Source organism: Shewanella sp. 1CM18E, assembly GCF_023161665.1.
In the GTDB taxonomy this organism is placed as follows: Bacteria; Pseudomonadota; Gammaproteobacteria; order Enterobacterales; family Shewanellaceae; genus Shewanella.
The window spans coordinates 211,906-238,036 of record NZ_JALNTW010000002.1 but is presented as its reverse complement, the minus strand read 5'-3'; the positions used below and the strand labels follow the sequence as shown (position 1 = coordinate 238,036).

Sequence of the window (26,131 nt, the reverse complement as noted above, 5' to 3'; positions counted from 1 at the left end):
CATGCTCACTCTTCTCGAGCCCCGCATTGATATACGAGATCCCATGAAATTTATCCATACATCTGACTGGCATATAGGCAGGCAGCTTCATAACCAGAGTTTGTTAGAAGATCAGCGCCATGTGTTGACGCAGATAGTTGAATTGGCCAAGTCTAATGAAGTCGATGCCGTTGTCATTGCCGGGGATATATACGACCGTTCAGTACCGCCAGCCAATGCCGTGGCGCTGCTCGATGATGTGGTTAACCAGTTGGTGAATGAGCTAGGCATTAAAGTGATCATGATTGCTGGTAACCATGACGGCCATGAGCGCTTAGGTTTTGCTTCACGCCAAATGCAGCAAAGTGGCCTTTATATTATTGGTCCGTTAACGTCACATATAGAGCCAATTATTTTGCAAGGCAAGCAGGGAGGGGCGGCGTTTTATCCGCTGCCGTACGCAGAGCCCGCGACAGTAAGGCACTTATATGACTGTGCTGCAAGTACCCATGAAGAGGCAATGATTACCCTACTTGAGGCTGTGACAAAGCACGACAGCCAAGGTTTGCCAAAAGTGGTTATTGGTCATTGCTTTTTAGATGGCGGCAGTGAGTCAGAATCTGAGCGACCATTAAGTATTGGCGGCGCCGATAAGATCTCACCAAGTCTATTTAAGGATTTTGATTACACCGCGCTTGGTCATTTGCATGGCCCGCAATATAAAGGACAAGAGCATACTCGCTATTCTGGCTCAATTCTTAAATATTCATTTAGCGAGCAAAAGCAAAATAAGTCAGTAACTTTGGTGGAGTTTGACGCAGATAATCAGCGACAAATTAGCTTATTACCGTTAACTGCAATGCGTGATGTACGGATTGTTGATGGCGCATTAGATGAACTGCTGGCAGCGGGCGAAAACGATACTAATCGCGATGATTATTTAATGGTGCGTTTATCAGACAAACACGCCATTTTGGATGCAATGGGTAAGCTGCGCAGTGTTTACCCCAATGTATTGCACTTAGAGCGCACAGGGTTAATGGCGAGTAATGAGCAATTGGCCATTCGGGCTGACCATATCAAAAAGGGCGAACTAGAGATGTTTGCTGACTTTTTTAGTCAAGTATCTGGTGAGCCGTTAACTCAAGCACAGAAGCAGATGATGGTCGAAACGATAGATGCGCTGCATAAATCGGAGGATAACCAATGAGACCATTATCGTTAACTATGGTGGCCTTTGGCCCGTTTGCTGCTAAGCAAGTTATTGATTTTGAAGCTTTGGGTAAAAACCCCTTGTTTTTGATTAATGGCCCCACAGGCGCCGGTAAAACCACTATTTTAGATGCTATCTGTTTTGCCTTATATGGCAAAACCACAGGCGATGAGCGTGAAGGCAGCCAAATGCGCTGCGATTTAGCTGATGATAGTTTACTGACCGAAGTCAATTTTAAGTTTGAACTTGGTGAGCAACACTTTCATATTCGCCGAGTGCCAGAGCAGCCACGTGCCAAGAAAAGCGGTGAAGGCTTTACGGTACAAAAAAGTGAAGCGCAGCTTTATAAAATAGAAGCAGACGGCACTGAAGTACCATTAGTGGCGGCGAAAGTCTCCGATGCCACAGCAAAAATTGAAGAGTTTACCGGCTTAGATGTCGATCAATTTCGCCAAGTGATGGTGCTGCCTCAAGGTAAGTTCCGAGAGCTGTTAATGGCAGATTCTAAAGCTCGAGAAAAGATCTTTAGTCAGCTATTTCAAACGCATATTTATCGCAAAATTGAAGACAAGTTAAAGCAGCAAGCAAGCGGTATTCGCAAAGACGTTGAAGCCATGCGTAATCGCCGTGACGGTATATTTCAAGGTGCTGAGATAGAAAGTGAACAAGCGCTCATTGATGAGCAAACTTTGCTACAGCCAGAGCTACTTACTGCAGAGCAATTAAAAGCCGAAACTGAGCAGCAGGTATTAGCGTGTAATCAAAAGCTTGATAAAGCCTTGCAGCAGCAAGCTGACTTAAATAAGTTAACCCAGCTTAAAGCGCTTTCAGCTGAGCTGTTAAGTCAGCAGCCGCATATTGACCTGCAACAACAGGCATTGCAGCTTGCTAAGCGGGCGCAATTACTGCAACCCTTGCATCAGTCGGTAAACGCACGACAAGCTGAGTTTACCCAAGCTAAATCAGCGCTTGTAGCCAAGCAGCAGCAAGAGCAACAAAGTGCTAAAGCCTTAGCGGATTCAGAAACCAATATTAGTCAGTTGCCTGAAATAGAAAGCCAGATTTTAGCCGCGCAGCAACAGATGAAGCAGCGCCAAGATCTGATCCCGCAGCTTACAGAGATAGATGGACTCGTTGCCAAGCTTGCCCAAAAAGAGCAAGCAATGCAGCACAGCGAGCAGCAGGGGAAAGGGCTTAAGCAACAAGCTGAAGCGTTAAGCGAGCAAAAGCTTGTAGCGCAAAATCAGCTAGATGAATTAAAAGCGCAAGCCGCGCCGCTGTTATCATTGCAGCAACAGCTCAATGATACTAAGCAGCACTTGAGTATTTATCAGCAGTGGCAAAGCCTGAACAATGACATCGCTAATAACTTAACTAAATTGCAAGAAGCTAAGCGCAATGGTGCTGAGCTTAGTCAGCGTCATCAAGCGCTGAAAACCGAAAATGAAACCTTGCAGTTTAAATGGCATACAGGTCAGGCAGCGATTCTTGCCGCCAAATTAAATCCTGGTGACGCTTGCCCTGTTTGTGGCAGCTTAGAGCACCCAAATCTTGCCAGTAGCCATGAAACACCGCCAACTGATGAAGCCAGAGAGCAAGCGCAACTAGCTGAAAATGAGGCGTTTAACAAGCTAAATCAAGCCCGCAATGATTACCGCTTACTGCAACAAAGCGTGAATAATTTAGAGCTGCGCGCTAATGAATTACAAACTCAATTAGCGGATGTTGCAAATATTAGCTTTGAAGAGCTCAGCGCTAATTTTGCTCAAATTAGTCAACAGTTTAATGACGCAGAAAAAGCACAGCAAAATCAAGCTCAGGTTGAATCTCAACTGGTTAATATGCAGCAGCAAGAGCAGGCATTAATTCAGCAGTTAGAGCAAGTACGTGAGCAATACGCAGATCTAAAAGAGCAGATGGCCAGTGATAAAGGTCAGTTGCAACAACTTAAAACTAATCTGCCTGATGATATTGCAAGCGCCGATAAGCTCAACCAAGAAATAGTGAGACTTAAGCAAAGCATTGAAGCGCAGCAAAGCAAGTTACAAAACCTGCGAACAGATCATGCCAACGCGCAGCAAAATCATGCCGCGATAAAAGAGGCGTTAAAAGCGGCGCAGCAAACGCAACTTACCGCTGAGCAGCTATTTGAACAAGCGGAAGCAGAGTTCAATACTCAGCTGCAAGAGTCTCAGTTTGCTGACTTACCCGGGTATGAAGCCGCGCTGTTAGATAGTGCAGGTCAGTTGCAACTTGAGCTGGCGATTAAAGACTTTGAACAGCGTAAAATCAGTAACCAAGCCAATATTGAGCAGCTTAATGCTCAATTAGCAGATATTGAACTGCTTGATGTTGATAAGCTTAGCCAAGATAAAACTGAGATCAGCGCTAAAGCTAACCAAGTGTTAGATCAATGGCAGAAACTTAGCGCTCGAGTACAACAACTGGCGCAAACTCAGCATCAGCTAACAGAGCTAAACACACAGGCAAAGCAGCTTGAGTCGCAATACGCTGTTGTAGGTACCTTATCTGATATCGCTAATGGCCAAACGGGCAATAAGATCAGCTTGCAGCGCTTTGTGCTCAGTGTGTTACTCGATGATGTACTGCTCGCGGCAAGTCAGCGTTTACAGCTTATGAGTAAAGGCCGTTATCGTTTATTGCGTAAAGAAGAACGTGCCAAAGGCAATAAAGCGTCGGGCTTAGAACTTGAAGTGGAAGATGCCTATACCGCTAAAGTGCGCTCGGTGGCCACGCTAAGCGGCGGCGAAAGCTTTATGGCGGCACTTTCAATGGCACTCGGATTGTCTGATGTGGTGCAAGCTTATGCTGGTGGCATTAAGTTAGATACCTTGTTTATTGATGAAGGCTTTGGCAGCTTAGATCAAGACTCGCTCGAACTGGCTATTCGCACCTTGATGGACTTACAGTCAGCAGGGCGCATGGTTGGGGTGATCTCTCACGTAACTGAGATGAAAGAGCAGATAGGTAGCCGTATTGACCTTAAAAAGACTGCCATGGGCAGCGAGGTCAATATCGTTTTACCTTAAGGTTACTGCTGATAGAGGCTAACTTGTGCTTATCATGGATATCCATAGATAGTTAGCAAATGCACCTTGTGAGAGCTTGCTGTCACAATGAGTCAACATAGTTAGTGCTACTAAATTGATTAGAAACCTCGTGGTATTTGTGGCTTTTTTATAACAAATACAGCGGGATTTCTTTGTTTATACTTGTCGCAACCACAGCCTTTAGCAAATAAGTTACCTATTTTGTGCAGCGGATCAGTTTGTAAATAGCAATTATTTTGATATAACTTGGCATCAAACCTCGTTTTCGCGGGGTTTTATAGTCAAAAAGATAATCAGAATAATGAAAGTTGAGGCCCACGTTGCGCGCAAGTAAATTTTCTATGTTAAATATGTCTCGAAACCGTTGGGCAGCATTACCATCGCTTCACCGTAAATTGCTATTGGGGTCATTCATGGTGGTGGGGATTGCACTAATGATGCCAAAGCATTCTGAATTATTACCGCAAAGGATCCCCGTTCAGTTAGATATCGAATCTATCCTTGAAAAAAGTGCCACCATCCCAAGTACTGAAGCATTAGAGCCCGTAGCCGACTTTCAAAAGCAGATTGTTAAAGGCGACACGTTAAGCGGCTTATTTGAGCAAGGTGGTGTAGATCAACAGACCATGTACCGCGTATTAGAAGCCGACTTAAATGTATTGGCTTTAGATACATTAATGCCGGGTAACAAAATTCAGTTTTGGCTTAATGATGCTGGTGAATTAGACAAACTGAGCCTGTACTTTAACGCCGCACGCCAAGTTATATTTAGTCGATTTGATGACGGTTCATTCAATGTTGAAGAGATCAATATTGAAGGTATTTGGCGTGATCGAGCCATATCAGGCCAAATTCATGGCTCTTTTTATGTATCCGCGCAAAAAATGGGCTTAAATGCCGCCGAGATCCAACGAGTTGAATCGCTATTAAAAGAGAAGTTAAATTTCGCCAGAGATTTACGCGCAGGCGATAAGTTTTCGGTGTTGATGAACGATCAGTTTATTGATGGCGAAGCCACAGGTAACAGCCATGTACTTGGTGTTACGATTGAACGTGGCTCAAGCAGTATTAACGCTTACCAGTTTAGTGATGGTAACTTTTATGACGAGAATGGTGAGAGTCTCGCACGTGCATTCCAACGTATTCCGCTGATGAAAAATTACCGCATAAGTTCACGTTTTAATCGTCATCGTCACCACCCAGTAACAGGTCGCACATCGCCGCATAATGGCACTGACTTTGCGACACCAATCGGCACTAAAATTGTGGCACCAGGCGACGGTATTGTCTCTTTGGTTACCGATCACCGTTATGCCGGTAAGTATGTGGTGATAGAGCACGGCAACAAGTATCGTACTCGTTATCTGCATTTGTCTAAATCTCTGGTGCATAAAGGTCAGCGAGTATCTCGTGGGCAAGTGATTGCACTCTCAGGCAACACTGGACGTATTACAGGGCCTCACTTGCATTATGAGTTCCACATTAATGGTCGTCCAGTGGATCCTATGAAGGCTAAAATTCCGATGGCAAGCAAATTGTCATCAAAGCAGATGAACGAATTTAGCCAGATAGTGAAAGTTAGAAAAATGATGATGGGTATAGCTTAACGGCTAACTATCGTTTTTGTTGTAATCAAGCCATCCACAGGATGGCTTGATGCTTTTATGCTGATTGTTCTAAAAAGTTAAATTCAAATTGGCCGTCAGGATCTTCCACTCGGATCACTTGATTAAACTGTGCCGCTTCAAAATTGGGGTTTTGCACTAATATACTCATTAGTTGCTGGGTAACAGTATCGCTGTGAAATGCAATAGCTAATGCTTGATGAGATTGTCTGATCAGCCGTGAGAATAAATGTTCACCATTATCGTCTTCATCATCATTGTTTGCTGTGGCTTCATTCCATTTGGCATAAACTGCTCGCAGCTTCACAGTTGCTTCATCTTTATTAAAATATACGTCTTCAACAATAAACTCATCATGTGAGAGTCTCGGGTGTGGCTCAAACTTGCTGCCGTCTTTATTCCAAATATTCCAGTACAAATCGCCATGCCAAAAGGCTGCAGAGATAGTCATGTGCGAGAAGGCTTCTTGTTTAACATAGAATGTTAATCCTTCGATATTTTCCTCAATTAATCGGCTTACCTGATTTTCATAAAGTTCACTTAACTCTTGAATATCTTGCATATTAAAACTCTGATTGAATGGTTTTAGTAGGGAAGTGACCATAAGTTTAAATTGCTTTGCTTACCGTCAGCTAGTTATTTGGTTGTGGTTTAATAGCTTACATTATCGTTATTTGTCAGACAATTGAGTTTGCTCAACCTTTAAGTATTTGCCATCAAATGAGACATTTAACCCGCCACACAATTCAGTTGCTAATAGAAACAAGATTCTACTAACAGATAACCTAGTAGGCGCTAAAACGATTTGTAGCGTGCAACCGTCTATATCGTAAAGTATCTGATTGCCTTTAAGAGTGACTATTCCCTCAATATTACCCATATTGATTTAATCTGCAGCTGGGGAGACCGACCCAAGTTGAAAATATTGTAGACGGGGATGAATAATGACTGCTTGTTTATTGCAGTGCTAGTTTTGTTCCCTAACTCGGCTTTGGGCAAAAGTAAGTTGGAGCTTGCAGCTCGACTAGCCCTTACTGTGAAATCAAACTTCGTTTGATAGCAAAGCTCCAAAAACTCCATATATTTTTGGTTAAAAGTGTCATCTAACAAAAGTGGTTCCAATGGCCTGCGGCCAGCGCATGTGCAGACACTGCCGTGACACGCAGCAAGTCCATCCATGGAAGCTCGGCCATGACGTCCATGTCATGGACGGCCACGGCCGTATCTTCACCGGGTTCGAAAAGCACAATCTTTGGAATTTAGCGTTATGACTAAAGATCTAGCTCATTTTTGGACAGGAATGAGTTTGAGTATCAGATTTATCGCGAGTGACTTAGATGAGGCAAAGTATCTCAATTTATCTTATTCGCTCCGACCCCTTTATCTCTTTATCTCTCTCGTTAACCATTTTCCGGCCCTAGGGGATTGGCTATCCCAGCGACCGAGTAAGGGCACACTGTAGGGATAGGTTAGCGATTAATGGTGATCGATTGGTGGTGGCTATCGTTGAAAATTTAGAGAGTTGTAAAACTAAGACTACCCTCACTTTAACCTGGATAGTTTTTTGATAGAGTGACCCCCATGAATCACCACCTCTTTCAGTGAAAGTGCAAAGCACTTAGAAATGACCTCCCATGAAGAAACTACTTTTATCAGCGTTAATAGTCTCCGCTTTTTCTTTCAGTGCTAACGCCGATACCGAAGATTGGAGTAACAAGCAATTTAAACTTCAGTGTGAAAAAGGTGCTGCTGGCAAGTACACCTGGGCTAATGACCCCTCAAGTGAATACTTCATTTCAGGGCCTAATCTGAGAATGAAGAACAATAACATTAAGGATCTTGGTGCCTATAAAAGAGGGCCAATAAAGCTGTCCAGGGATACTTGGGGATCTAGTATCTCTATTAACTACTCAGACACTGATATCAGCGTTAGCTACCAGCAAGGAGTGAAGTATCATTCAGTATTAACGTATTACTCTGACGGCAGCGCTTCTTATCATTACGCCGTGTTTGAAAACGGTTTCCTGTCCCACGCATCGAGTGAATCACTGACGAACTGTATTAGCATTGGACTACCGTTCTAGGAATGACCTCCCATGTGTAAAAATACGAAACTACTCTTTTCAGTGACACCCCTGATGGGCCTAGCATCTTATTTCAGTGCCAGCTGCAGTACCTATGAGTCTGTTGGGCTATTTTACATAGAAGGCGCAACCTCTTTTTCAGCGCCAGCCCCCTTACACTTTCGGTAGGCTGGCATGAAGGATCGTTAGGTGTAACGGCAATTGAGGCTGGCAAGCCATGCTCACCTATGGATTTAATGGTTAGATATGTAGACGGACAGACTATTAGCTTTGTCAGGCACTGTATGCACGGGATGAATAAAGAAATTGGCGATAATTGCCTGCGTTAGAAAGATGGTTGTAACATTAAATTCGATGCTAAGAGATGGTGTAATGTGGGAAGCGCCAAAAGCTCAAAGTTAGCTATTGACGCCATAGTCTCTTGTTAGCAATTAACTGCTGCGATGGATAAAATCTGATTTTTAATGTTATCAAAATACGACGGCTCAAACTTGTAAGAGTAACCACCAGTATTATTGTTGCTTGGATACCTTAAATGTTGATCCATAAACTTCGTCTTAAATTGCTGGAAGTGTGCCTGTGCCAATTTTTCCTCCCCCTGGTTTAAACTACTAGCTTCATAGTTTGAAAAATCAAAAGGATGATTGAGCTTGTACTTCTCTTCGGAGAAATGCTGCTCATATTCTTTTTCTAACTCTGCAATATCATGGACCTTTTTGGTAAAACCTTTGCTTAATAACATGTACTTATAAAAAAGCTCGACAGCATGATATAACTGATAAGCAATTGCATTTTCGAACTCATGTGTATTCATTAACTCAGAGTTACTACTTGCACTCACCTTACCAATTTCAAGGTAGGCTAAAGCCATTGATAGATATTCTTGATTCGATTTATTCACGTATTACTTCTTGATTGCTAACATTTGTATAGTGCGCATGCGCACGTATTTGGCAAAACACGCATGCACATTTAACAAACCTATTATTTAATTCTTACTAAAGAAAAGCTATTGATTTATAAGAACTATATCAGAGTGGTACTAAATAAGCGAGCACAAGAAATGGCAAACGGAGCATTGGTATTGATGTTTGAATCGAAGGTAATCGGTGATTGTCACTTATCGATTAGCAAAAGTAGGTCAACAGCCTTGTTACTGTTCTTTGCTGCTTATCGCCTGAAACCGATAATGGGGCATTTCCGCGTTAGTCCACGACCTAATGAGTACACCAATTATCCCGTGTAGATACAGCTGAAGCCGTCGAAAACAGGGATGTTTTCGTTGAGCCTACACGGACGTACTAGCGGCGAGCTTCAGAAGTGTCTGCACATGCGCCCGCTGCAGGCGATTGATAGCCATGAAGCTAAAATGTAGAACACACTTCCCCGTAGCAACTGCACAGATAAAAATGTAATAACCCTTCATTCAAAGGCTAACTCACTTTGGGGCAAAAGCTATTCACCACGAAGGACACTGAGGACACAGAGGACACGAAGAAAGTCAGCAGTCTCAGCTGTTTGAGTTATTTATCTTTACCTTCGTGCGCTTCGTGGTGGGATTAGTTTTTTAAAAAGATTGATAATGATGAAGTTAAAGTTCTTAACTCGCTATCAGATAGCACAACCAAAATAAATGTAGTAACCCTTCATTTGAAGGGCAGAGCTAAGCTTGTTTGCGTTGCTCGCTTTTTATGGCACATAAACAGGCTTTACCACGAAGTGCAGGGCAGCTTTTACAGGGTTTACGTTTATAAGGCTGATAAATGCTTGCCTGAGCAAGAAAAGGAAGGTTGACGCTGTGCTGTGTCAATATTGGCATATTAACAACGGCATCATTTGCGGGAGTAAGCTTAGTGTAAGCGCTAGATGGGGTAATTTGTGCATCTATACGCTTAAGTTTGAGCTGGCGTTTGATAACCTTTAAGCGATATTTACACAGCTTTGCTGCTCGCTTCTTCAGAGTAATATCTTTATCACAGAGCTGAGTGTAATAGTTGATTTTCTGCTGGTACTTAGCCAGCTTACGACGTGATTTTTGCTGCTTTTTAACTAAATCATCACTCATGATCAATTACCCTAAACATATCAATGACAACCTCACTTACCGTTAAGCTTCAGTTGCACACTCAGGACGCGATATTTAACGACTAATTCGTTAATTGCACTAATAGCGTGAGTGTAATGCAATTTGATATAAATGAAAATCATTATCGTTAAGGTTGAGGGGATTAGTGAGCGCTGGTATTTAAACCATTAAGTGGTCTGTACTAAACGGGTGCTGGCTAAGGCTTTAATCTAGTTGATAAGCTAGGTCAGTTGAAGAGAAAGCAGCGCTATAGCATCTGAACTATGGTATCAGCACCATAGCGTGCAGTGATTTATCGTTTAACGGTAGGGGTTCTTACCCGCGTCAATTAGAGTAAGAAGTAGTCGTAATTCAAACTCAAGCTGGTGGTAATCGCCATCCATGTGGCAGCAAAGCTGATAGAAGGCTTTGTTATGATCTTTTTCTTTTAAATGAGCAAGCTCATGCACAACCACTATGCGTAAAAGTCCTTCAGGGACTTTTTTCAGTCTAGATGAAATACGGATTTCATTCTTGGCTTTTATCTTGGCGCCTTGCTTACGCGCCACATAAGAATGCAGGCCAAGCGCTTGGTGACTCAGCGATATCTTATCGTCAAAGATCACTTTAGACAGTGGCTGCGATTTACGTAAATACTGGTTTTTTATCTCTATGGTGTAGTCGTACAGTGCTTTGTCTGTGCGCACATCATGGATCTGTGGGTGGCGCTTCAGCAAAAATTGGCCAAGTTTGTCTTGAGCAATTAAGTTTTGTACTTGATCTTGTATTTCGCTTGAGTAGCCTGCTAGGTATTTAAGTGGCTGCATCTTGTGCTCGGTTTCTTAAAGTATGGTAATAAAAGTCGTAGATATAAAAAGGGCGCTATTAGTGCGCCCATTAGTTTCTACTTATTACTGATAAACTTATTCTTCGTCAGTTTTGTAGATAGTCATGTTGTGGAAAGCATAAGCTGCTTCAAATGCGCTCTTTTGAAAACGCTTAAGCTCTAGACCTTCAAAATCTACTTGCGGAGGATTACGCTTTAGCTGCTCTTTAATGGCAACTGGAGACACAATTGATACTGGTACAGGTAATACTTGGATCAATGCTTCTAGTTTAAAGCTAGTTACGCTGCCAGCGCCTTTACCTTTTTGTTCACGTTGAATGATAACAATTTCATCAACGCGGTAGTCTTCAATCAACTTACCAAAAGCAAAGTGAAATTCACGCATGGTCTCAGTGCTTTCAGAGTTTGAAATCGCGAACGACTTTTGACGGCAATCCGGCACGTTATAGGTTTCGCCTTCATAACTTAATAAACTGATGATGGCTTCGCCACCTTTTAACTCTACGCCACAAACTCTCATGATAAACCTTAAAAAAACAATATTAGCTGTATTGTAACGCTATTTCTTGAAACGGTCAGCGTTTTAATGCGCTTTCTAATGTATTCAAATCAATTTTTTCTATGTAGTGATTAGTCGCTATCAACTTGATTGATTTTTTTGCAGGCAAAGCGCACTAAAGCGAGGGGATACATGGCCAATAAAGACAAAAGCCGCGGTGAGTTGGCTCACGGCGGCTTTTGATATTCAGCATGTATAGATACAAGCGAATTACTTAATCTTCTGGTGTGTCTTGTAGCTTAGATTTAGGTTTTCTAAGCATTGGCGCATCACCAACATCAATACCGGTTGCAAAGCGTTTATCGCGATTAGCCGCCGCTTTTGCTGCTGACTTTTTCTTCGCGCTTGCTGCTTTCTTTTTCGCGGCAGCGGCTGGCTTGGCTTTATGTTTGCTCGGTGCTTTTGGTTTTAAGCCGTTAAACTTGCCTTTTAAACCTTCTAGCTCGCTAAAGCTAAACTTCTTATTTAAGAAAGTTTGCACTTGAGTAAAGTTAACCCAGTCTTTTGGGCCAACAAGTGAAATAGCATCACCTTTTGCACCAGCACGACCTGTACGGCCAATACGGTGTACGTACTCTTCAGCAAACTTTGGCATGTCAAAGTTGATCACTAAAGAGACGTTAAGCAGATCTAGACCACGAGAAGCAACGTCGGTGGTAACCAGAATTTGCTGTAGACCACGGCTAAATTCATCCATGATTTGGTTACGAGCATTTTGCTTTAACTCACCGCTTAATGATGCGGTTTTAAAGCCTTCATCAGCCAGTTTTTTAGCTAAACGGTCAGTGTCTTGGCGAGTTGCAGTAAAGATGATGATCTGCTTTTGCTGCTCTTCTTTCAAAATACGAGTCAGTAGCGCTTCTTTATGATCTAAATGATCCGCTAAGAAAATACGCTGGGTAATATCTTTATGCTCTAAGTTACCCGCGCCAATAGCAACGTGCTCAGGGAACTTTAATAATTCGTTAGCGATATCGTTTACATCACCATGGTCCAATGTTGCTGAAAACATCAGTGTTTGGCGACGTTTGTGATCCGCTGCAGCGTTAATCATTTTTAGCTGCTCAGCAAAACCTAAATCAAGCATACGGTCTGCTTCATCTAAAATCAGTAGCTCTAGACCATTTAGGTGCAGGTGGTGCTGTTTGAGGTGGTCAGCTAAACGACCCGGCGTTGCCACAACAAAGTGTGGATCACGGGCTAAGGCTTTTGCTTGATCATTAAAGTTTTCACCACCTAAAATTTTAGTGGCTTTAAACTGAGTGTTGGCAACTAATAAACGCAGTTGGCTGTACACTTGAGTGGCAAGCTCACGGGTTGGCAATAGAATTACCACACGTGGATCGCGCTTACTCAATGCTTTACACGAAATCAGTCTTTGCATCGCCGGCAATAAAAAGGCTAATGTTTTACCTGAGCCTGTTTTAGAAGACGCCATTAAGTCTTTACCCGCTAGGGCTACAGGAATGGCTTGCTCTTGGATCTCTGTTGGGGTGTCAATACCCATGTGCTTAAGACTTTGTAACAGACGTTGATCCAGTGCGAAATCGGTAAATTGCAAAGGTGTACTCCATAAATGATACGACCGCGTATTATAACCTACAGATTTATGATTGCGCTACGAATACCCGTCAACTTTGTTCTTCAGATGCCGATAAATCTGCTAAAATACTCGGCTTTGCAATTAAAGCGTTGTAATTGACATTAATCGTTAATCCTTTAATGGCATTTTTATAGTCGCTTTTGCTTACCTATATACCAGGTGAGTGGTGCTTCGCATTATTTTAATAGAGTTATGGGGTCATTTTAGGTGTCGACAAATAAACAAGCTGTACGAATTGGATTGGCGCTTGGCAGCGGCGCGGCAAAAGGTTGGGCCCATATCGGCGTTCTTAATGGCTTGGCAAAGCTAGGTATTTATCCAGACAAAATTGCTGGTTGTTCAATTGGTGCACTCGTTGGCGCAGCATACGCAAACGATCATCTTGAAGAGCTTGAAGATTGGGTGCGCAGCTTTAGTAGTTGGGACGTGTTAGGTTTAATGGATCTTAGCTGGGGCCGCGGTGGTTTAATTGGCGGTGAGCGAGTATTTGATGTTTTGCAAAAGCGCATCGGCGATTTGCAAATTGATGACTTAAAAAGACCTTTTGCAGCTGTGGCTACCGACCTTTATTCAGGGCAAGAGATTTGGTTTACAGAAGGTGATTTACGCCATGCGGTGCGCGCATCATGTTCTATGCCGGGCATTTTACCGCCAGTAAAAGTGGGTAACAGATGGTTGGTTGATGGCGCAGTGGTTAACCCTGTACCGGTATCCGTTAGCCGCGCAATGGACGTTGACTTAGTGATTGCCGTTGATTTACACGGCTTAAAGCGCGGCCGTATGCAAGTACTTCCAGTCAATATGAAAAGCGATAAACCAACAGTAGAGCAAGTCGAAGAAGCTGAAAAGCATCAAGATAAAGGTTTTACTGATCTTCTCGCCCGTGGTCGTGACTATATTACTGGCTTAACCGATAAGTTTTCTTTAGGTAGTAAGTCTGGTTCACCGCAAAACCCGAATCCGGGTATGCTCGCTGTAATGTCACAATCGATGGATATTTTAGAGCAGCGCCATAAGCGTGCGCGTTTAATGGGCGATCCGCCAGATATCTGCATTGTGCCGGACTTAGGCGATATCGGAACCATGGAGTTTCATCGTGCAGAAGAAGCGATTGCTGCGGGTGAAGCAGCAGTTGAAAAAGTAGCGCATTTGATTGAAGCTGCATTAGCGCAGCATTCAACTGAGCTTGCAACGACAAAGAGTTAATCGCTCGCATAACCCTTGCATACCAAAAAGGCGCTTAATTGCGCCTTTTGTATGCTTAAAGCTATTAGCTTATTCTGGCTAATATTAGCTCAGGATAGTTAAGCTATTTTCACTATCATTTTGCCTTTGTTTTTACCTTCAAATAAGCCGATAAACGCATCAGGCGCATTGTCTAAACCTTCATAGATAGTTTGCTCAGCTTGTACTTTACCCGTTGCTAACCATTGCCCCATTTGCGCTGCAAACTCGCCGTAATGATCCCAATGCTCAAATACAATAAAGCCCTCAATTTTTAGCTTTTTAATAATGATCTGCGCAAGGTTATTCGGCCCCGGTGTTGGCGTAGTGTCATTGTACTGTGCAATCATGCCGCACACTGCAATTCGGCCATGATCTTTCATATGATTTAACGCAGCAGTTAGGTGCTCTCCGCCCACGTTTTCAAAATAAACATCTATGCCTTCTGGCGCCGCTTGACCAAGCGCTGCAGTTAAGTCGCCACAAGTTTTGTAGTTGATAACGGCATCAATGCCTAAGTTAGTAAGGTATGCGGCTTTCTCATCGCTACCAACAGATGCAACAACCCGTGCGCCCATCAGTTTACCAATTTGTGCCACAACACTGCCGACAGCGCCTGATGCTGCTGATACGAACAAGGTTTCTCCTGCTTTTAACTCGGCAATACGATTAAGGCCTGTCCAAGCTGTCATGCCCGGCATACCTAATACGCCTAAAAAGTGCGATGGGCACAGTGGCGTTTCTGGTAGGCGGGTGATCTCTGTGCCATCGCTGACAAAGTGGCTGCGCCAACCCAGCATGCTGCTTACTTTGCTGCCAACCGGAAAGTCAGGGTTAAGAGACTCAATCACTTCACCAATTGCGCCGCCTTCTAACGTATTACCGATCTCAAATGGTGCAATGTAGCTTTTTCTATCAATCATTCGCCCACGCATATAAGGGTCGACAGACATCCACTGGTTTTTAACCAGAAACTCGCCGGTTTTTATCGCCGCCAGAGTTTGTTCTGCTTGGCTAAAGTTGTCGCTTGTTGGCAGGCCTTCTGGGCGAGACTTAAGCTGAATCATTTGAGATTTCATATCATTCCTTAATTTATTTTGTGCGCAAAGTAATTGTCAGCATCATAAGTAAAGCTTAGTTATATTGCAAATGCTTTGCGCGCAAACTACTTGTTTGCAAATAGCTCGTTCGCAAACTGCTGGCACTTGGCTAGTGTTAGCTATTGATGTGGGGTAATATTGGCTTTATCTCGCCTAAATTTAAGTTATTCGTTGTGACAGACCCGCTACAAAATACTCAGGAAAATGCCACTCTTTCAGATAATGTCTGCTTTGCGCTTTATACCGCAGCCAATGCTTTGATGCGCGCGTATCGTCCATTATTAGAACGCTATGAATTAACTTACCCGCAATACTTGGTGATGCAAGCACTATGGCTTCAAGACAGAATTAGTCTAACTCAAATATCACTTTCTACTCGCCTTGATATGGGCACTCTGACGCCTATTGTTAAACGGCTTGAAGCTAAAGGTTTTTTACAACGCCTTGCGGATACAACTGATGAGCGTAAAAAAGTTATCGCGCTAACAGATTCTGGCAAACAGTTAAAAGTCGAAGCTTTGGCGCTTAAGCAAACCTTGCTTGATAAAGTGGCGATGAACAATGAGGATGTTGAGCAGCTTAGACAGCTTTGCCTGACGCTGACCCAAGAGCTAACGTAAAAGCTAAATAAACAGCTAATGCCATTGCAGCTTAAATAGTTATTGCTATATCGCTGCAAAAATAAGCAACCAAAACTTTCGCCGTTAAATCGGCACGTTAAATGCTTTATTCGGGGTAATCCTATTTTACGCCGGCATTTTGACGATGAACCCATTGAGCAGTATTAACACTCCAATTAATAACAATGTGCTATCTGACGCCTACGGCGTTAATAGTGGTCAGTCAAATGTGGGCGGGGCAGGCGCTATTGCTAATTTGCCTGCAAAAACGCCAGACACTGCCAATAATGAGTTAACCAAAAGTGATAATACTCTAGTGTTGTCTGGCCGCGCCGAACGTGCACAAAAAATCGAAGCGATGGCGAACGATTTTTTTAAAGGCGGTAATTTCACCTCGGCTCAGTTGCCACAGCTTATTCAACGCTTGTATCAAGACGGTATTCTGTCGGAAGGCCAGCTCAATCGTTTATCTCAAAGTGGTTTTGATATTCCGCCAGCCAGTGAGCAATCGCTAGCAAACTTTATTGATGAGCAGCGTAAAGGTTTAAGCGATAATGATGAAGATAAAAAGCTTGCTGAAATGCTTGATGATGCAAAATGGGTGATGGGTGCGATGGATGTGTCGCAATCGCCACTTGTTGCGCAAAAGGCTAATCGTGTTTCGAGCCAGATAACCGAGTTGCTGCAATCAGACAGACCATTAACCGATGAGCAAAGAAACCAATATCAAGGGATCAAGTCGCTCATGCAGTTAACCTCGATGACAGGTGAGCATCAACAAGATCATGGTCAACTCAATAGTTATCTCGCGTTAGCAAAACGTCATTAGAGCTAATAGTGTTTTTCGCTAAATGGCATTTTGTGAAGCAGCAATACTTAGTTAAAGCTGCTCTACAATGCTAGGCTATTAGTGCTTATCGCTGCACCTTTATTAAACCAGCCAATGAGTTGCAGTTGCCTGACTGCAACAGCAGATATTTTCACTGATTTTTATCCACAATTTATACCTTTATTATCCTGTTACTAGCCCGACAAATGCTCCGCGTCAAGGTCATAATTTGAGATAAGCGGGTTTATTTGCAGAACTGTTTTCTTATTGTCTTCCTCTTTTGAAATAATGATCTGGATCAAAGTAATGAAGCTTGTTTTATAGCTTAATGCGCCACATATTGTGATGTATTGAAAAAGTGGCACTATATATAGTGTTGCTTAGTAACGAGAGCTGAAGAGGATTTATACAATGCCAGTGGTTATTAAACGGGATGGTTACCGTACGCCTTTTGACGAAACAAGGATTAAAGATGCCGTGATAGCAGCTGCTAACTCGGCAGGCATTGAATGCGTTGAGTACGCACAGCAAGTGGCAGAAAAAGTAAAACAAAGTGTCGCAGAATTGGATGAAGTTAAGATCCATGACTTACAAGATACTGTTGAAAACTTACTGATGGAAGGTCCATATAAATCGCTTGCGCGTATGTATATTGAGTACCGCCATGACCGTGATACTCATCGTGAAGTGAGCAGTCGTTTAAATAAAGAGATCCGTGGCTTGGTTGAACAAAGCAACGCGGCTTTATTAAATGAAAACGCCAATAAAGACTCTAAAGTTATTCCTACTCAGCGTGACTTGTTAGCCGGTATTGTGGCTAAGCATTATGCTAAGTGCCATATTCTGCCAAAAGACGTTGTTGCAGCTCATGAGTCGGGTGAAATTCACTATCACGACCTAGATTACGCTCCATTTTTCCCAATGTTTAACTGCATGCTTATCGATTTAAGCGGCATGTTAACTCATGGCTTTAAAATGGGTAATGCTGAAATTGAAACGCCTAAGTCAATTTCAACTGCTACAGCAGTTACTGCGCAAATTATTGCTCAAGTGGCGAGCCATATTTATGGCGGCACCACAATCAACCGTATCGACGAAGTATTAGCGCCGTTTGTGGCTAAGAGTTACGACAAGCATTACCAAATCGCTTTAAACTGGGGCATTACAGATGCCAAAGCCTTTGCGACAGCTCAAACTGAGAAAGAGTGTCACGATGCATTCCAGTCACTAGAGTATGAAGTAAACACGCTGCACACAGCTAACGGCCAAACGCCATTTGTGACCTTTGGTTTTGGTTTAGGTACATCGTGGGAATCACGCCTAATTCAACAGTCTATGATGAAAGTGCGTATTGCAGGTCTTGGTAAAAACCGTAAAACAGCGGTATTCCCTAAGTTGGTATTTGCTATTCGCGACGGTGTTAACCACAAGGCTGGCGATTGCAACTACGACATTAAGCAACTAGCGCTTAAGTGTGCTTCAACTCGTATGTATCCAGACATTCTGAACTACGAGCAAGTTGAGCGTGTAACTGGTTCATTTAAGACCCCTATGGGTTGCCGTAGCTTCTTAGGTACTTACGAGCAAGATGGTGAGTTAGTACATGAAGGCCGTAACAACTTAGGTGTTGTAAGCTTGAACTTGCCACGTATTGCGCTTGAAGCAAATGGCGATGAAGCTGAGTTCTACCGTATTTTAGATGCGCGCCTAGTAATGGCTCGTAAAGCATTGGATACGCGTATTTCTCGTCTTGAAGGTGTTAAAGCTCGCGTTGCGCCAATCCTTTATATGGAAGGTGCGTGTGGTGTGCGTTTACGTGCTGATGATGATGTGTCTGAGATCTTTAAAAATGGTCGCGCGTCAATTTCACTAGGTTACATTGGTCTGCACGAAACCATTAATGCACTTTATGGTACTGAAGAGCATGTTTACGACAGCGAAATGCTACGTGAAAAAGCCATTGCTGTTATTAAGTACATGAAGCAAGCAACTGACAGCTGGAAAGCTGAGTCAGGTTATGCGTTTAGCTTATACAGCACGCCAAGTGAAAACCTATGTAGCCGTTTCTGCGCATTAGACACTAAAGTATTTGGTGTTGTTGAAGGCGTAACAGCAAAAGGTTACTACACCAACAGCTTCCACTTAGATGTTGAAAAGCAGGTTAACCCGTACGATAAAATCGACTTTGAACAGCCATACCCAGAGTTAGCGAATGGCGGCTTTATTTGTTACGGCGAATTCCCGAACATGCAAAATAACGTGGAAGCGTTAGAAAACGTATGGGATTACAGTTACAGCCGCGTACCATATTACGGTACTAACACGCCAATTGATGAGTGTTATGACTGTGGCTATACCGGCGAATTTAGCTGTACTAGCAAAGGTTTTACTTGCCCTAAATGTGGCAACCATGAGCCAAGCCGTGTATCGGTAACCCGTCGTGTATGTGGTTATTTAGGTAGCCCAGACGCAAGACCGTTTAACTACGGTAAGCAAGAAGAAGTGAAGCGCCGAGTTAAGCATTTATAGTCTAACTAGGCTGAATGTGAGTCTCATTAGCTAATGCTTCTAGAGGTGTTAGTTAAACTAAAGGTGCTGTTATCAGCACCTTTTTGTCTTTTTGGCTAAAGCGAGTTTATTATGAATTATCATCAATATTATCAAACCGATGTGATTAATGGCCCAGGTACGCGAGCGACACTTTTTGTGTCTGGCTGTGAACATCAATGCCGTGGTTGTTATAACCAATCAACTTGGAATGCATGCTCTGGCCATGAGTTTGACGAGCAGATGCAGCAGCGCATTATTGATGATTTAAATGATGTTCGCATTAAGCGTCGTGGCTTATCACTCTCTGGTGGTGATCCGTTATTTCCTGCTAATCTCGCGGCGATTTTAGCTTTGGTTAAGCGGGTGAACGCGGAATGTCCGGGCAAAGATATCTGGCTGTGGACTGGCTACACTTTAGCGAGTTTAAGCCCGGAGCAGCAACAAGTTGTTGACCTCGTTAATGTAGTGGTTGATGGCAAGTTTGAGCAGGCATTAGCTGACCCAAGTTTGGTGTTTAAAGGCAGCAGCAATCAGCAGATCCACTACCTAAGATAAGCCTGACCCCCTAGGACTTTACACTGCTTGAAAGTGTTTCGTTATAAACCTAGGTAAAATTGGCTTAGATGCTGTTATAATGTGGCAATATATAGAAAAGCGGCGTCAGTTATCTGGTGCTGTTTTTGTTTCTAAACGTGTTATTTAGATTTGAATTTAAGGTTTGTAAATGAATTTAAAGCAGGAGCTGCAAACGCTCAACGATAAGTTAGACAAATTTCGTCGTAAGCTAGCAGCAGCTGAAAAGCGCAGCGATCCAACGGTTGTGATCCAATTTAAGCAAGAGATTGCGGCGATCACCAAGCGCATTGGTAGCGTTAAAGCGCAACAAACACGCGAACTAAGCAAGCAAGGCGGCACGGTAGCTGGCCTTAAGTTTAGCCGTGTGTTGACCAAAGCAGAGCAAGCTGACATGGGTAAATTGAAAAAGTCAGTTAAAGGTTTGGTTGTTGTGCACCCAATGACGGCACTTGGCCGTGAAATGGGTATTAAGCAAGTCACAGGTTTTGCTCCAAAAGAGTTTTAAGGCTGTTTAGTTATCGATTTAGTGAGCCGCTTCAAGGTTATCACTAGATAGTAGGCTTATGCTGGCTCGATGATAGGTTGAGGGGACACCATCTTTAATGGTGCACTTAATCGGTTAAGTCATAGAGCTAGCAAGAGTTTCGTCTCAAGCATTTATTTTCTTTATCAGGATGTTTGCAGTCTCAAGGAATGAGAGTTGTCGTTAAGGTTTTTTCATGTCGATTAAATACATCGCGTCTTCAAAATTACCAACCCCTTGGGGTGTTTTCGAAATGCATGGTTTTGAAGATAGTGAGACGGGTAAAGAGCACGTTGCACTTACCTTTGGTACGTTTTCTCCGGGCGCTGCAGTTTTAGGGCGTATTCATTCAGAATGTCTTACTGGCGATGCACTGTTTAGCTTGCGTTGCGATTGCGGTTTTCAGCTGCAAACGGCGATGCAAAATATTGCTGAAGAAGGTCAGGGCTTTATTCTTTACTTACGCCAAGAAGGCCGCGGAATTGGCTTGCTTAATAAAATTCGTGCTTATGAATTGCAAGATCAAGGTGCCAATACTGTTGAAGCAAACGAGCGTTTAGGCTTTGAAGCGGATATGCGTAAGTACGACATGATCATTCCAATGATGCAAAAAATTGGGATCGATAAAGTACGTTTAATGACTAACAATCCACGTAAAGTTAAAGCGATGCAAAGCTTTGGCCTAGAAGTGGTTGAGCGCGTACCGTTGCAAGTAGGTAAAAACCGTTATAACGAAAACTACCTAAAGACCAAATCGACACAATTGGGTCATATGATGTCTGAACATCACTTTACTGAAACCGAACAGGACGACAGTAAAGAGTAACCCTTGATGGGTAAAAGCGTGAATTTTCTTGGCTTTTACCCAGTTATACCGCTATATTCGGGCTATCACTCAGTACTTTATTACCCTTAATTTAGTCTATGGCCCGATTGCGTTACCTTGCTCCTTCTGCGTTAATTTGTGCACTTCCTGTAGCCGCTGAAACGGACTATACCCATTACGCGTTTGCCAATTACCTGGGGAGTGGTATCTATCGAACCTCTGGCCAAGATGCAACAGTTGCCAATATCCCCATTAGTTTTGATCTGCAGCGCAGTGATACTGAATCACTAGTGTTGAAAACGCCTATTTCGTTAGGTTTTTTTAATTTCAAATGGAGCGATTTACCAGACGGTGAGCTTCCCAAAAGTGTGGGAACACTAACCGTGACTCCCGGCATTGAATACCGAGTCAGAACCTCTGATACTCATGAGTTTCAAACCTACGCTGATTTAGGCTTTGGCACTAACTTTACCAACGGTAATGATGTACTTATCTATTCTGCGGGTATGTCGAGCTTGCTTGATTTTGAGCTGGGTGAGACTTCACCGGTTTGGGTTAATCGAGCTTTTTTTGCCGGTTATACCACCTTGCATGACAACAGCAGTGAGACCTATTCTGCGGTGCTGTCTGGTGTCGATATCGGCACTAATTACTTCGTGCAGGTGAAAGGCGTTGAGATTGAGCCACGTTTTTTTGCTGCTGGTTATTGGTATTTTGATAAGCTAAGTTTTGCTACACCATTTGAAGATGATGTATTAGTGGCAAATAGTTATGAGGTAGGTGTTACTTTAGCGTTTTCAAAGCCTGTGGGCTGGGATCTATTTAGCATTGAGCGCTTTGGTGTCAGTTATCGAGCAGGAGATGGAGTCGAAGTGTGGCGCTTGATATTTGAGTTTCCGATTTAGCACTAATCAGAATTGATTTCATGCTGTTCTATTTTTAATAGGCTGGCTTGATAAACCAGCCTATTAATGTCAATCCTATTGGGGATTATCTATTGCCCCAGATCTTTATGTTAGCAGCCGGCAGTTGTTTTCTTGGCTTCACAGCTTTAGCTGGTGCAGGCTCATCCTTGTATTCTTTTGGTGCTGGCAGCGGTAAGTTATTCATCTTCAGGTAAAGATACTCAACCTTGTCACGTGCCCATTGAGTTTTACGTAAAAACTTTAAGCTAGACTTAATACTTGGGTCGTGATTAAAGCAGCGGATATCAATGCGGCTACCGAGTTCTTCCCAACCATAGTGGTCGACGAGATCAGTTAATAGATCTTCGAGCTTAATTCCGTGCAGTGGGTTATTTGCTTGAGTCATAGTGTTGTTGCAATCATCTTGTTGGTACTTGCCTGAATGGTGTAATTATATCAGCTTATTTGTGGCAGATCTTTATTGTTAGTAGAGTGGTTGTCATTGGTACAACAAATGAGTAAACAAGAAATAAATGAAAGAGAGCCTATACGGCTCTCTTTGATCATTTCAACGCTATTTAGCATTTATTGAAAGCTTAATTCCCACGAGTTAATGCTACCAGTGTCACGGCGCGCACTATCAACGGCTTTAAGTTTCCAGTCACCTGCGGAATCAACGCCAGACATATCAACATTGTAGGTTTTAACAATATCATTGCTGCTGCCACCAGAGTTGTCGTGCAAGATTGCGATTTGACCTGATGGGCTATGTAATTCAACTTGCAGATCGCCAATATAGGTATGACTGATGTTTACTTTTACGGTAACCGTTCCTGAATCACCCGAGCGAGTGGCCGCAATCACACTTTCAACACCGACACTGCTATTATCAGGGATATTGTAGCTGTTGGTGTTGCTGTAAGTTGCTGGGCCTCCGGTATTACCACCACCTGTAGACTCATTATAGCTTGCGATAAGATTGACTCCGCTAAAGGCGCTATAACCTTGTACCATAACGTAATAAGTGCCTGATTGTGCGGTTGTGATTGGGCAGGACTCGAGGTTACCGTTTTTCCAAGGTCGGCAGTCGTAATCACTGGTAGTTGGTGAAGCGCCGTATTGCACATAGAGATCTGCATCGCCATTACCACCACTCATATTAAAGCTTAGTTCGCTGGCACCAGCAGGAACATCAAGTGAGTAATAGAGTTCATCACCTTTAGCGCCCGCTAAGTTAACTTTAGCTACGCCGTTTGTTAGCACATTATCTCCAGTACCTGGATCAGTTGGGCCATCGCATGAGGCGTCTAAATAAGCTTTTGCTGCCTCAGCATTCACTAGACCAAAACCTGTTTTATTATCACGTCCTGCAACATCCAAATCATCAGCTGTGGCTTTTAGTGCTTGTCGAATTTGCTCTGAATTACATTGGGTATGATGGCTCCAAACTAACGTGGCAACTCCAGATACATGTGGTGTTGCCATTGAGGTACCGTTGTAATATTCATAGTCCTCATTATCAGTATTAGATACATTGACGTTACTACCTAATTGATTTCTTAGGGCCAAACCTGTAGCGCGATCAACTGAAACTGACACGATTGGGGCTTCGTTATTACTGTCGACTAAAAACGGATTTTGTAGACCCGGTAGTGCACTATTACTGTATACGATTGCAGCTTGTGCACCGGCGTTAGCACAGGCTTTTACTGCGTCGATTTCAGGATAGCTTGTCCCTTGGTTACCTACACGCTCAACTAAACAGACTTTATTGCTCATGTTGCCGCAGTTAAAACTGCTGCCATTGATAGTACATTCTGCTAGCGTACCACTGGCGCTGCCGATTAACGGCGAGCTTACGTGGTTAGTACCTGATCTTACATAACGATTGTGGGGGACGATGCCATTATCAAAGTAAGACTGACCTGCAATGGTGATATCTGCAAGACGTCCTTCGCCGCGTGTAACAGTTGAAAGAATTGCCTCACCTGGACCAGATATTTCAACTTGGTCGGTATATTGTGAAAACGCTGCGTGATCTTTATTACTATCAACGGCGGCCACTGACATCACCGAATCATAAGATGCAGGGTAGCTATGGCTGCTATTACCGTCGTTACCCGCAGCGGCAATAAGTAGTACGCCATTACCTTGGTGTGCGGCGAGCGCATTTCTTTCGCTGTTGCTTGAGCTTGCTCCACCTAAGCTCATTGTCACCACATTGGCGCCATTATTGACGCAAGTGTCAACTGCAGAGATCAGAGATGATGAGTAGCCCCAGCCCGATGCATTAAATACCTTAATCACGTGAATATTGGCATTTTGATTCGGCATAACACCGACTACACCCTCATTATTTGCTATTGCCGCAATCGTGCCGGCTACATGGGTGCCATGAGCATTACCAGCTCCTGGATCAAACCAGTTACCCGTTCCTGAATTATTGCTACCGGTTACATTGTTAGCATTAAGATCGTTATGAGCTCTGTCATACCCTGAGTCAATAATACAAATCGTGCGGTTACCTGCCAGATTATCGCTAATGCTGGTTGCTCCTACATAGGTTTGCCCCCAAGGAGTCGTTTCTGCTAATAATCGGCGTGGCACGTCTTCTTCTACATAATCTACATCGGCGCGAAATCTAAGTTGCTGTAGTTTGTTGTCATCTAATTTTACGGAGTAGCTATTACTGCGACCAATACGTTTCATTTCTTTTGCTGCAACACTGTTAAGAGCGCGAAAATGTGAGAATACTTCATTGGTTCTTGGCTCATATTGCGCACTTTGGAGCCCGTTAATGGATTGGGTAAACCCTGCACTAGGGTTAGCATTTTTAAATTTGACGATATAACGCTTAGGTAAAGGGTTTTCTTGAGTGAGCTGCTGCGAATTACCTTGAAGTTTAAGGTCCAAAGAGGGGGCGGCATTTATGCTTGTAGAGATAGCAAGTGCTAGTACCGAAAGCGATAGCGCTGTCTGTTTGACATTTTTTTTAGTCATTACTGTCTTCCATGTTTTTAGGTTATTTATTTGTTTTTAGTATTTTTTGCAGAGCAAAATCTTGAAAAGTTGCTCTTGAGATAAAGAATGTATCCATGGAAAGGTTGGTTGTAAACAAAATGTTAATTTTGGGGTGGGGAAGGAATAAATAGAAAGTACTAAGCAGAAAAAAACCTGCTAATGATTAATTATGCTAAATAGATGTCTTATTTTAGCTTTTTAGTCGGTTTTGGTGGGTTAGTATTGTTGGTGGCTATTTTACTATTTACGAATTGGTTTATTTGTATAAAGTAGTCAAAAAGTTTTATTTAGATTTAACTAATATTAAGTGTATGAATTCATAGTTGAAATACATAATGCAATTATTGTTATATGTTATTGCTACTTAAAATAAGAGGGGTGGGTGAATTAGCTAAGTTAACTGCTTTTTATAACATTAATATTTTGATGTCTTTTATATAAAAAAAGCTGCGTAAGCAGCTTTTTATGGCGTAAATTAAATAGAGTGGTATGGTATTTAGCGCTTTTCCGTCATTAATGTTTGGTAGCCACCACCGTTGTAAACATTAGTAAAGCCCGCGTTTTCTAACATTTTGTCAGCGATACCGCTGCGATTACCGCTGCGGCAGTAAACCACTACTGAGCGGTCTTTTGCGATTTCTTGCTGGCTAAAGGCTTGATTAATCTGCTGGTAAGGAATGTTGATAGCGTCTGGTAGATGGCCTTGGGCAAATTCTTCAGCTGTGCGCACATCAATAACTAATGCACCGGAGTCAATTTTTTGCCAAGCGACTTTAGCATCAAGCTCCGCTGCTGTTACTACTGAACTAAATACAGTAAGTAGTAAGCTTAACCCTAATAAGAAAACCATCATTTTTGGCTGTAAAAACTGTAGTTTAAACGCGTTACTCATCAAAATACCTTATTTTTGT

At 42.9% G+C, this 26,131-nt stretch carries 22 protein-coding genes and 1 pseudogene; 13 read left to right on the top strand and 10 right to left on the bottom strand.

What is annotated here, in order from left to right:
- Positions 1-43: 43 nt before the first annotated feature.
- The 3 genes from MSG37_RS04260 (at position 44) to MSG37_RS04250 (ending at position 5,870) form a co-directional block, all read left to right on the top strand.
- Positions 44-1,189: an exonuclease SbcCD subunit D gene (locus MSG37_RS04260; protein ID WP_248469337.1), complete on the top strand. Its 1,146-nt coding sequence runs from the start codon at positions 44-46 to the stop codon at positions 1,187-1,189.
- On the top strand, positions 1,186-4,242 hold the full coding sequence (locus tag MSG37_RS04255; RefSeq protein ID WP_248469336.1) for an SMC family ATPase: 3,057 nt from the start codon (positions 1,186-1,188) through the stop codon (positions 4,240-4,242). Before MSG37_RS04260 ends, MSG37_RS04255 begins: the two co-directional genes overlap by 4 nt.
- 371 nt (positions 4,243-4,613) lie before the next feature.
- A complete protein-coding gene (locus MSG37_RS04250) occupies positions 4,614-5,870 on the top strand; it encodes a peptidoglycan DD-metalloendopeptidase family protein (protein WP_248469593.1) in 1,257 nt (418 codons plus the stop codon).
- A gap of 55 nt (positions 5,871-5,925) precedes the next feature.
- Here the strand turns inward: MSG37_RS04250 and MSG37_RS04245 are convergent, their stop codons facing one another.
- Entirely contained in the window at positions 5,926-6,450 is a 525-nt protein-coding gene (locus tag MSG37_RS04245) for a hypothetical protein (RefSeq protein ID WP_248469335.1), read from the bottom strand.
- Between the two features lie 1,072 nt (positions 6,451-7,522).
- On the opposite strand from MSG37_RS04245, the gene MSG37_RS04240 reads away from it, so the two are divergent.
- On the top strand, positions 7,523-7,972 hold the full coding sequence (locus tag MSG37_RS04240; protein WP_248469334.1) for a hypothetical protein: 450 nt from the start codon (positions 7,523-7,525) through the stop codon (positions 7,970-7,972).
- Positions 7,973-8,272: 300 nt separating this feature from the next.
- A pseudogene (locus tag MSG37_RS04235) lies at positions 8,273-8,374 on the top strand (IS110 family transposase); the annotation flags it as partial.
- Between the two features lie 22 nt (positions 8,375-8,396).
- Here MSG37_RS04235 and MSG37_RS04230 read toward each other — a convergent pair.
- From MSG37_RS04230 to MSG37_RS04210, 5 genes are all read right to left on the bottom strand, one after another.
- The gene (locus MSG37_RS04230; RefSeq protein ID WP_248469333.1) at positions 8,397-8,873 is read right to left on the bottom strand and encodes a hypothetical protein; all 477 of its coding nucleotides are present in this window, start codon (positions 8,871-8,873) and stop codon (positions 8,397-8,399) included.
- A gap of 762 nt (positions 8,874-9,635) precedes the next feature.
- Entirely contained in the window at positions 9,636-10,037 is a 402-nt protein-coding gene (locus MSG37_RS04225; protein ID WP_248469332.1) for a hypothetical protein, read from the bottom strand.
- A gap of 320 nt (positions 10,038-10,357) precedes the next feature.
- Positions 10,358-10,864: a M48 family metallopeptidase gene (locus MSG37_RS04220; protein WP_248469331.1), complete on the bottom strand. Its 507-nt coding sequence runs from the start codon at positions 10,862-10,864 to the stop codon at positions 10,358-10,360.
- A 96-nt stretch (positions 10,865-10,960) separates the two neighbouring features.
- Positions 10,961-11,404: a DUF3010 family protein gene (locus MSG37_RS04215; RefSeq protein WP_248469330.1), complete on the bottom strand. Its 444-nt coding sequence runs from the start codon at positions 11,402-11,404 to the stop codon at positions 10,961-10,963.
- Between the two features lie 253 nt (positions 11,405-11,657).
- Positions 11,658-13,004 (bottom strand): DEAD/DEAH box helicase, encoded by a 1,347-nt coding sequence (locus MSG37_RS04210; protein WP_248469329.1) that lies wholly within the window; start codon positions 13,002-13,004, stop codon positions 11,658-11,660.
- 249 nt (positions 13,005-13,253) lie between these two features.
- Here MSG37_RS04210 and rssA point away from each other — a divergent pair, with 249 nt between their 5' ends.
- The gene (gene rssA, locus MSG37_RS04205) at positions 13,254-14,252 is read left to right on the top strand and encodes a patatin-like phospholipase RssA (RefSeq protein ID WP_248469328.1); all 999 of its coding nucleotides are present in this window, start codon (positions 13,254-13,256) and stop codon (positions 14,250-14,252) included.
- A gap of 98 nt (positions 14,253-14,350) precedes the next feature.
- On the opposite strand, the gene MSG37_RS04200 is transcribed toward rssA, so the two are convergent.
- Positions 14,351-15,349: an NADP-dependent oxidoreductase gene (locus MSG37_RS04200; protein WP_248469327.1), complete on the bottom strand. Its 999-nt coding sequence runs from the start codon at positions 15,347-15,349 to the stop codon at positions 14,351-14,353.
- A 146-nt stretch (positions 15,350-15,495) separates the two neighbouring features.
- Here MSG37_RS04200 and MSG37_RS04195 point away from each other — a divergent pair, with 146 nt between their 5' ends.
- The 7 genes from MSG37_RS04195 (at position 15,496) to MSG37_RS04165 (ending at position 22,199) form a co-directional block, all read left to right on the top strand.
- Entirely contained in the window at positions 15,496-15,990 is a 495-nt protein-coding gene (locus MSG37_RS04195) for a MarR family transcriptional regulator (protein ID WP_248469326.1), read from the top strand.
- 145 nt (positions 15,991-16,135) lie between these two features.
- On the top strand, positions 16,136-16,819 hold the full coding sequence (locus tag MSG37_RS04190; RefSeq protein ID WP_248469325.1) for a hypothetical protein: 684 nt from the start codon (positions 16,136-16,138) through the stop codon (positions 16,817-16,819).
- A gap of 411 nt (positions 16,820-17,230) precedes the next feature.
- A complete protein-coding gene (gene nrdD / locus MSG37_RS04185) occupies positions 17,231-19,348 on the top strand; it encodes an anaerobic ribonucleoside-triphosphate reductase (RefSeq protein WP_248469324.1) in 2,118 nt (705 codons plus the stop codon).
- Positions 19,349-19,459: 111 nt separating this feature from the next.
- Positions 19,460-19,924: an anaerobic ribonucleoside-triphosphate reductase-activating protein gene (gene nrdG / locus MSG37_RS04180; RefSeq protein WP_248469323.1), complete on the top strand. Its 465-nt coding sequence runs from the start codon at positions 19,460-19,462 to the stop codon at positions 19,922-19,924.
- A gap of 169 nt (positions 19,925-20,093) precedes the next feature.
- The gene (locus MSG37_RS04175; RefSeq protein WP_248469322.1) at positions 20,094-20,450 is read left to right on the top strand and encodes a YibL family ribosome-associated protein; all 357 of its coding nucleotides are present in this window, start codon (positions 20,094-20,096) and stop codon (positions 20,448-20,450) included.
- Between the two features lie 214 nt (positions 20,451-20,664).
- Positions 20,665-21,294: a GTP cyclohydrolase II gene (ribA, locus tag MSG37_RS04170; protein ID WP_248469321.1), complete on the top strand. Its 630-nt coding sequence runs from the start codon at positions 20,665-20,667 to the stop codon at positions 21,292-21,294.
- A gap of 98 nt (positions 21,295-21,392) precedes the next feature.
- The gene (locus tag MSG37_RS04165; RefSeq protein WP_248469320.1) at positions 21,393-22,199 is read left to right on the top strand and encodes a hypothetical protein; all 807 of its coding nucleotides are present in this window, start codon (positions 21,393-21,395) and stop codon (positions 22,197-22,199) included.
- A gap of 85 nt (positions 22,200-22,284) precedes the next feature.
- On the opposite strand, the gene MSG37_RS04160 is transcribed toward MSG37_RS04165, so the two are convergent.
- The 3 genes from MSG37_RS04160 to MSG37_RS04150 all read right to left on the bottom strand — a co-directional run bounded on the left by MSG37_RS04160 (position 22,285) and on the right by MSG37_RS04150 (position 26,112).
- Positions 22,285-22,605: a VF530 family protein gene (locus tag MSG37_RS04160; RefSeq protein WP_248469319.1), complete on the bottom strand. Its 321-nt coding sequence runs from the start codon at positions 22,603-22,605 to the stop codon at positions 22,285-22,287.
- A gap of 179 nt (positions 22,606-22,784) precedes the next feature.
- Positions 22,785-25,199, bottom strand: coding sequence for a S8 family serine peptidase (locus MSG37_RS04155; RefSeq protein WP_248469318.1), 2,415 nt, complete (start codon positions 25,197-25,199; stop codon positions 22,785-22,787).
- Positions 25,200-25,716: 517 nt separating this feature from the next.
- On the bottom strand, positions 25,717-26,112 hold the full coding sequence (locus tag MSG37_RS04150) for a rhodanese-like domain-containing protein (protein WP_248469317.1): 396 nt from the start codon (positions 26,110-26,112) through the stop codon (positions 25,717-25,719).
- Positions 26,113-26,131: the final 19 nt, after the last annotated feature.

Bases quoted from the DNA above. Each gene is read 5' to 3' on its own strand.
- MSG37_RS04175 (WP_248469322.1), top strand. From the start codon at position 20,094: ATGAATTTAAAGCAGGAGCTGCAAACGCTCAACGATAAGTTAGACAAA.
- MSG37_RS04250 (WP_248469593.1), top strand. From the start codon at position 4,614: ATGTCTCGAAACCGTTGGGCAGCATTACCATCGCTTCACCGTAAATTG.
- nrdD (WP_248469324.1), top strand. From the start codon at position 17,231: ATGCCAGTGGTTATTAAACGGGATGGTTACCGTACGCCTTTTGACGAA.
- MSG37_RS04195 (WP_248469326.1), top strand. From the start codon at position 15,496: ATGTGGGGTAATATTGGCTTTATCTCGCCTAAATTTAAGTTATTCGTT.
- MSG37_RS04215 (WP_248469330.1), bottom strand. From the start codon at position 11,404: ATGAGAGTTTGTGGCGTAGAGTTAAAAGGTGGCGAAGCCATCATCAGT.
- MSG37_RS04165 (WP_248469320.1), top strand. From the start codon at position 21,393: ATGGCCCGATTGCGTTACCTTGCTCCTTCTGCGTTAATTTGTGCACTT.
- MSG37_RS04155 (WP_248469318.1), bottom strand. From the start codon at position 25,199: ATGACTAAAAAAAATGTCAAACAGACAGCGCTATCGCTTTCGGTACTA.
- MSG37_RS04200 (WP_248469327.1), bottom strand. From the start codon at position 15,349: ATGAAATCTCAAATGATTCAGCTTAAGTCTCGCCCAGAAGGCCTGCCA.
- MSG37_RS04225 (WP_248469332.1), bottom strand. From the start codon at position 10,037: ATGAGTGATGATTTAGTTAAAAAGCAGCAAAAATCACGTCGTAAGCTG.
- ribA (WP_248469321.1), top strand. From the start codon at position 20,665: ATGTCGATTAAATACATCGCGTCTTCAAAATTACCAACCCCTTGGGGT.
- MSG37_RS04220 (WP_248469331.1), bottom strand. From the start codon at position 10,864: ATGCAGCCACTTAAATACCTAGCAGGCTACTCAAGCGAAATACAAGAT.
- MSG37_RS04190 (WP_248469325.1), top strand. From the start codon at position 16,136: ATGAACCCATTGAGCAGTATTAACACTCCAATTAATAACAATGTGCTA.
- nrdG (WP_248469323.1), top strand. From the start codon at position 19,460: ATGAATTATCATCAATATTATCAAACCGATGTGATTAATGGCCCAGGT.
- MSG37_RS04160 (WP_248469319.1), bottom strand. From the start codon at position 22,605: ATGACTCAAGCAAATAACCCACTGCACGGAATTAAGCTCGAAGATCTA.
- MSG37_RS04150 (WP_248469317.1), bottom strand. From the start codon at position 26,112: ATGAGTAACGCGTTTAAACTACAGTTTTTACAGCCAAAAATGATGGTT.
- MSG37_RS04245 (WP_248469335.1), bottom strand. From the start codon at position 6,450: ATGCAAGATATTCAAGAGTTAAGTGAACTTTATGAAAATCAGGTAAGC.
- MSG37_RS04260 (WP_248469337.1), top strand. From the start codon at position 44: ATGAAATTTATCCATACATCTGACTGGCATATAGGCAGGCAGCTTCAT.
- MSG37_RS04240 (WP_248469334.1), top strand. From the start codon at position 7,523: ATGAAGAAACTACTTTTATCAGCGTTAATAGTCTCCGCTTTTTCTTTC.
- MSG37_RS04255 (WP_248469336.1), top strand. From the start codon at position 1,186: ATGAGACCATTATCGTTAACTATGGTGGCCTTTGGCCCGTTTGCTGCT.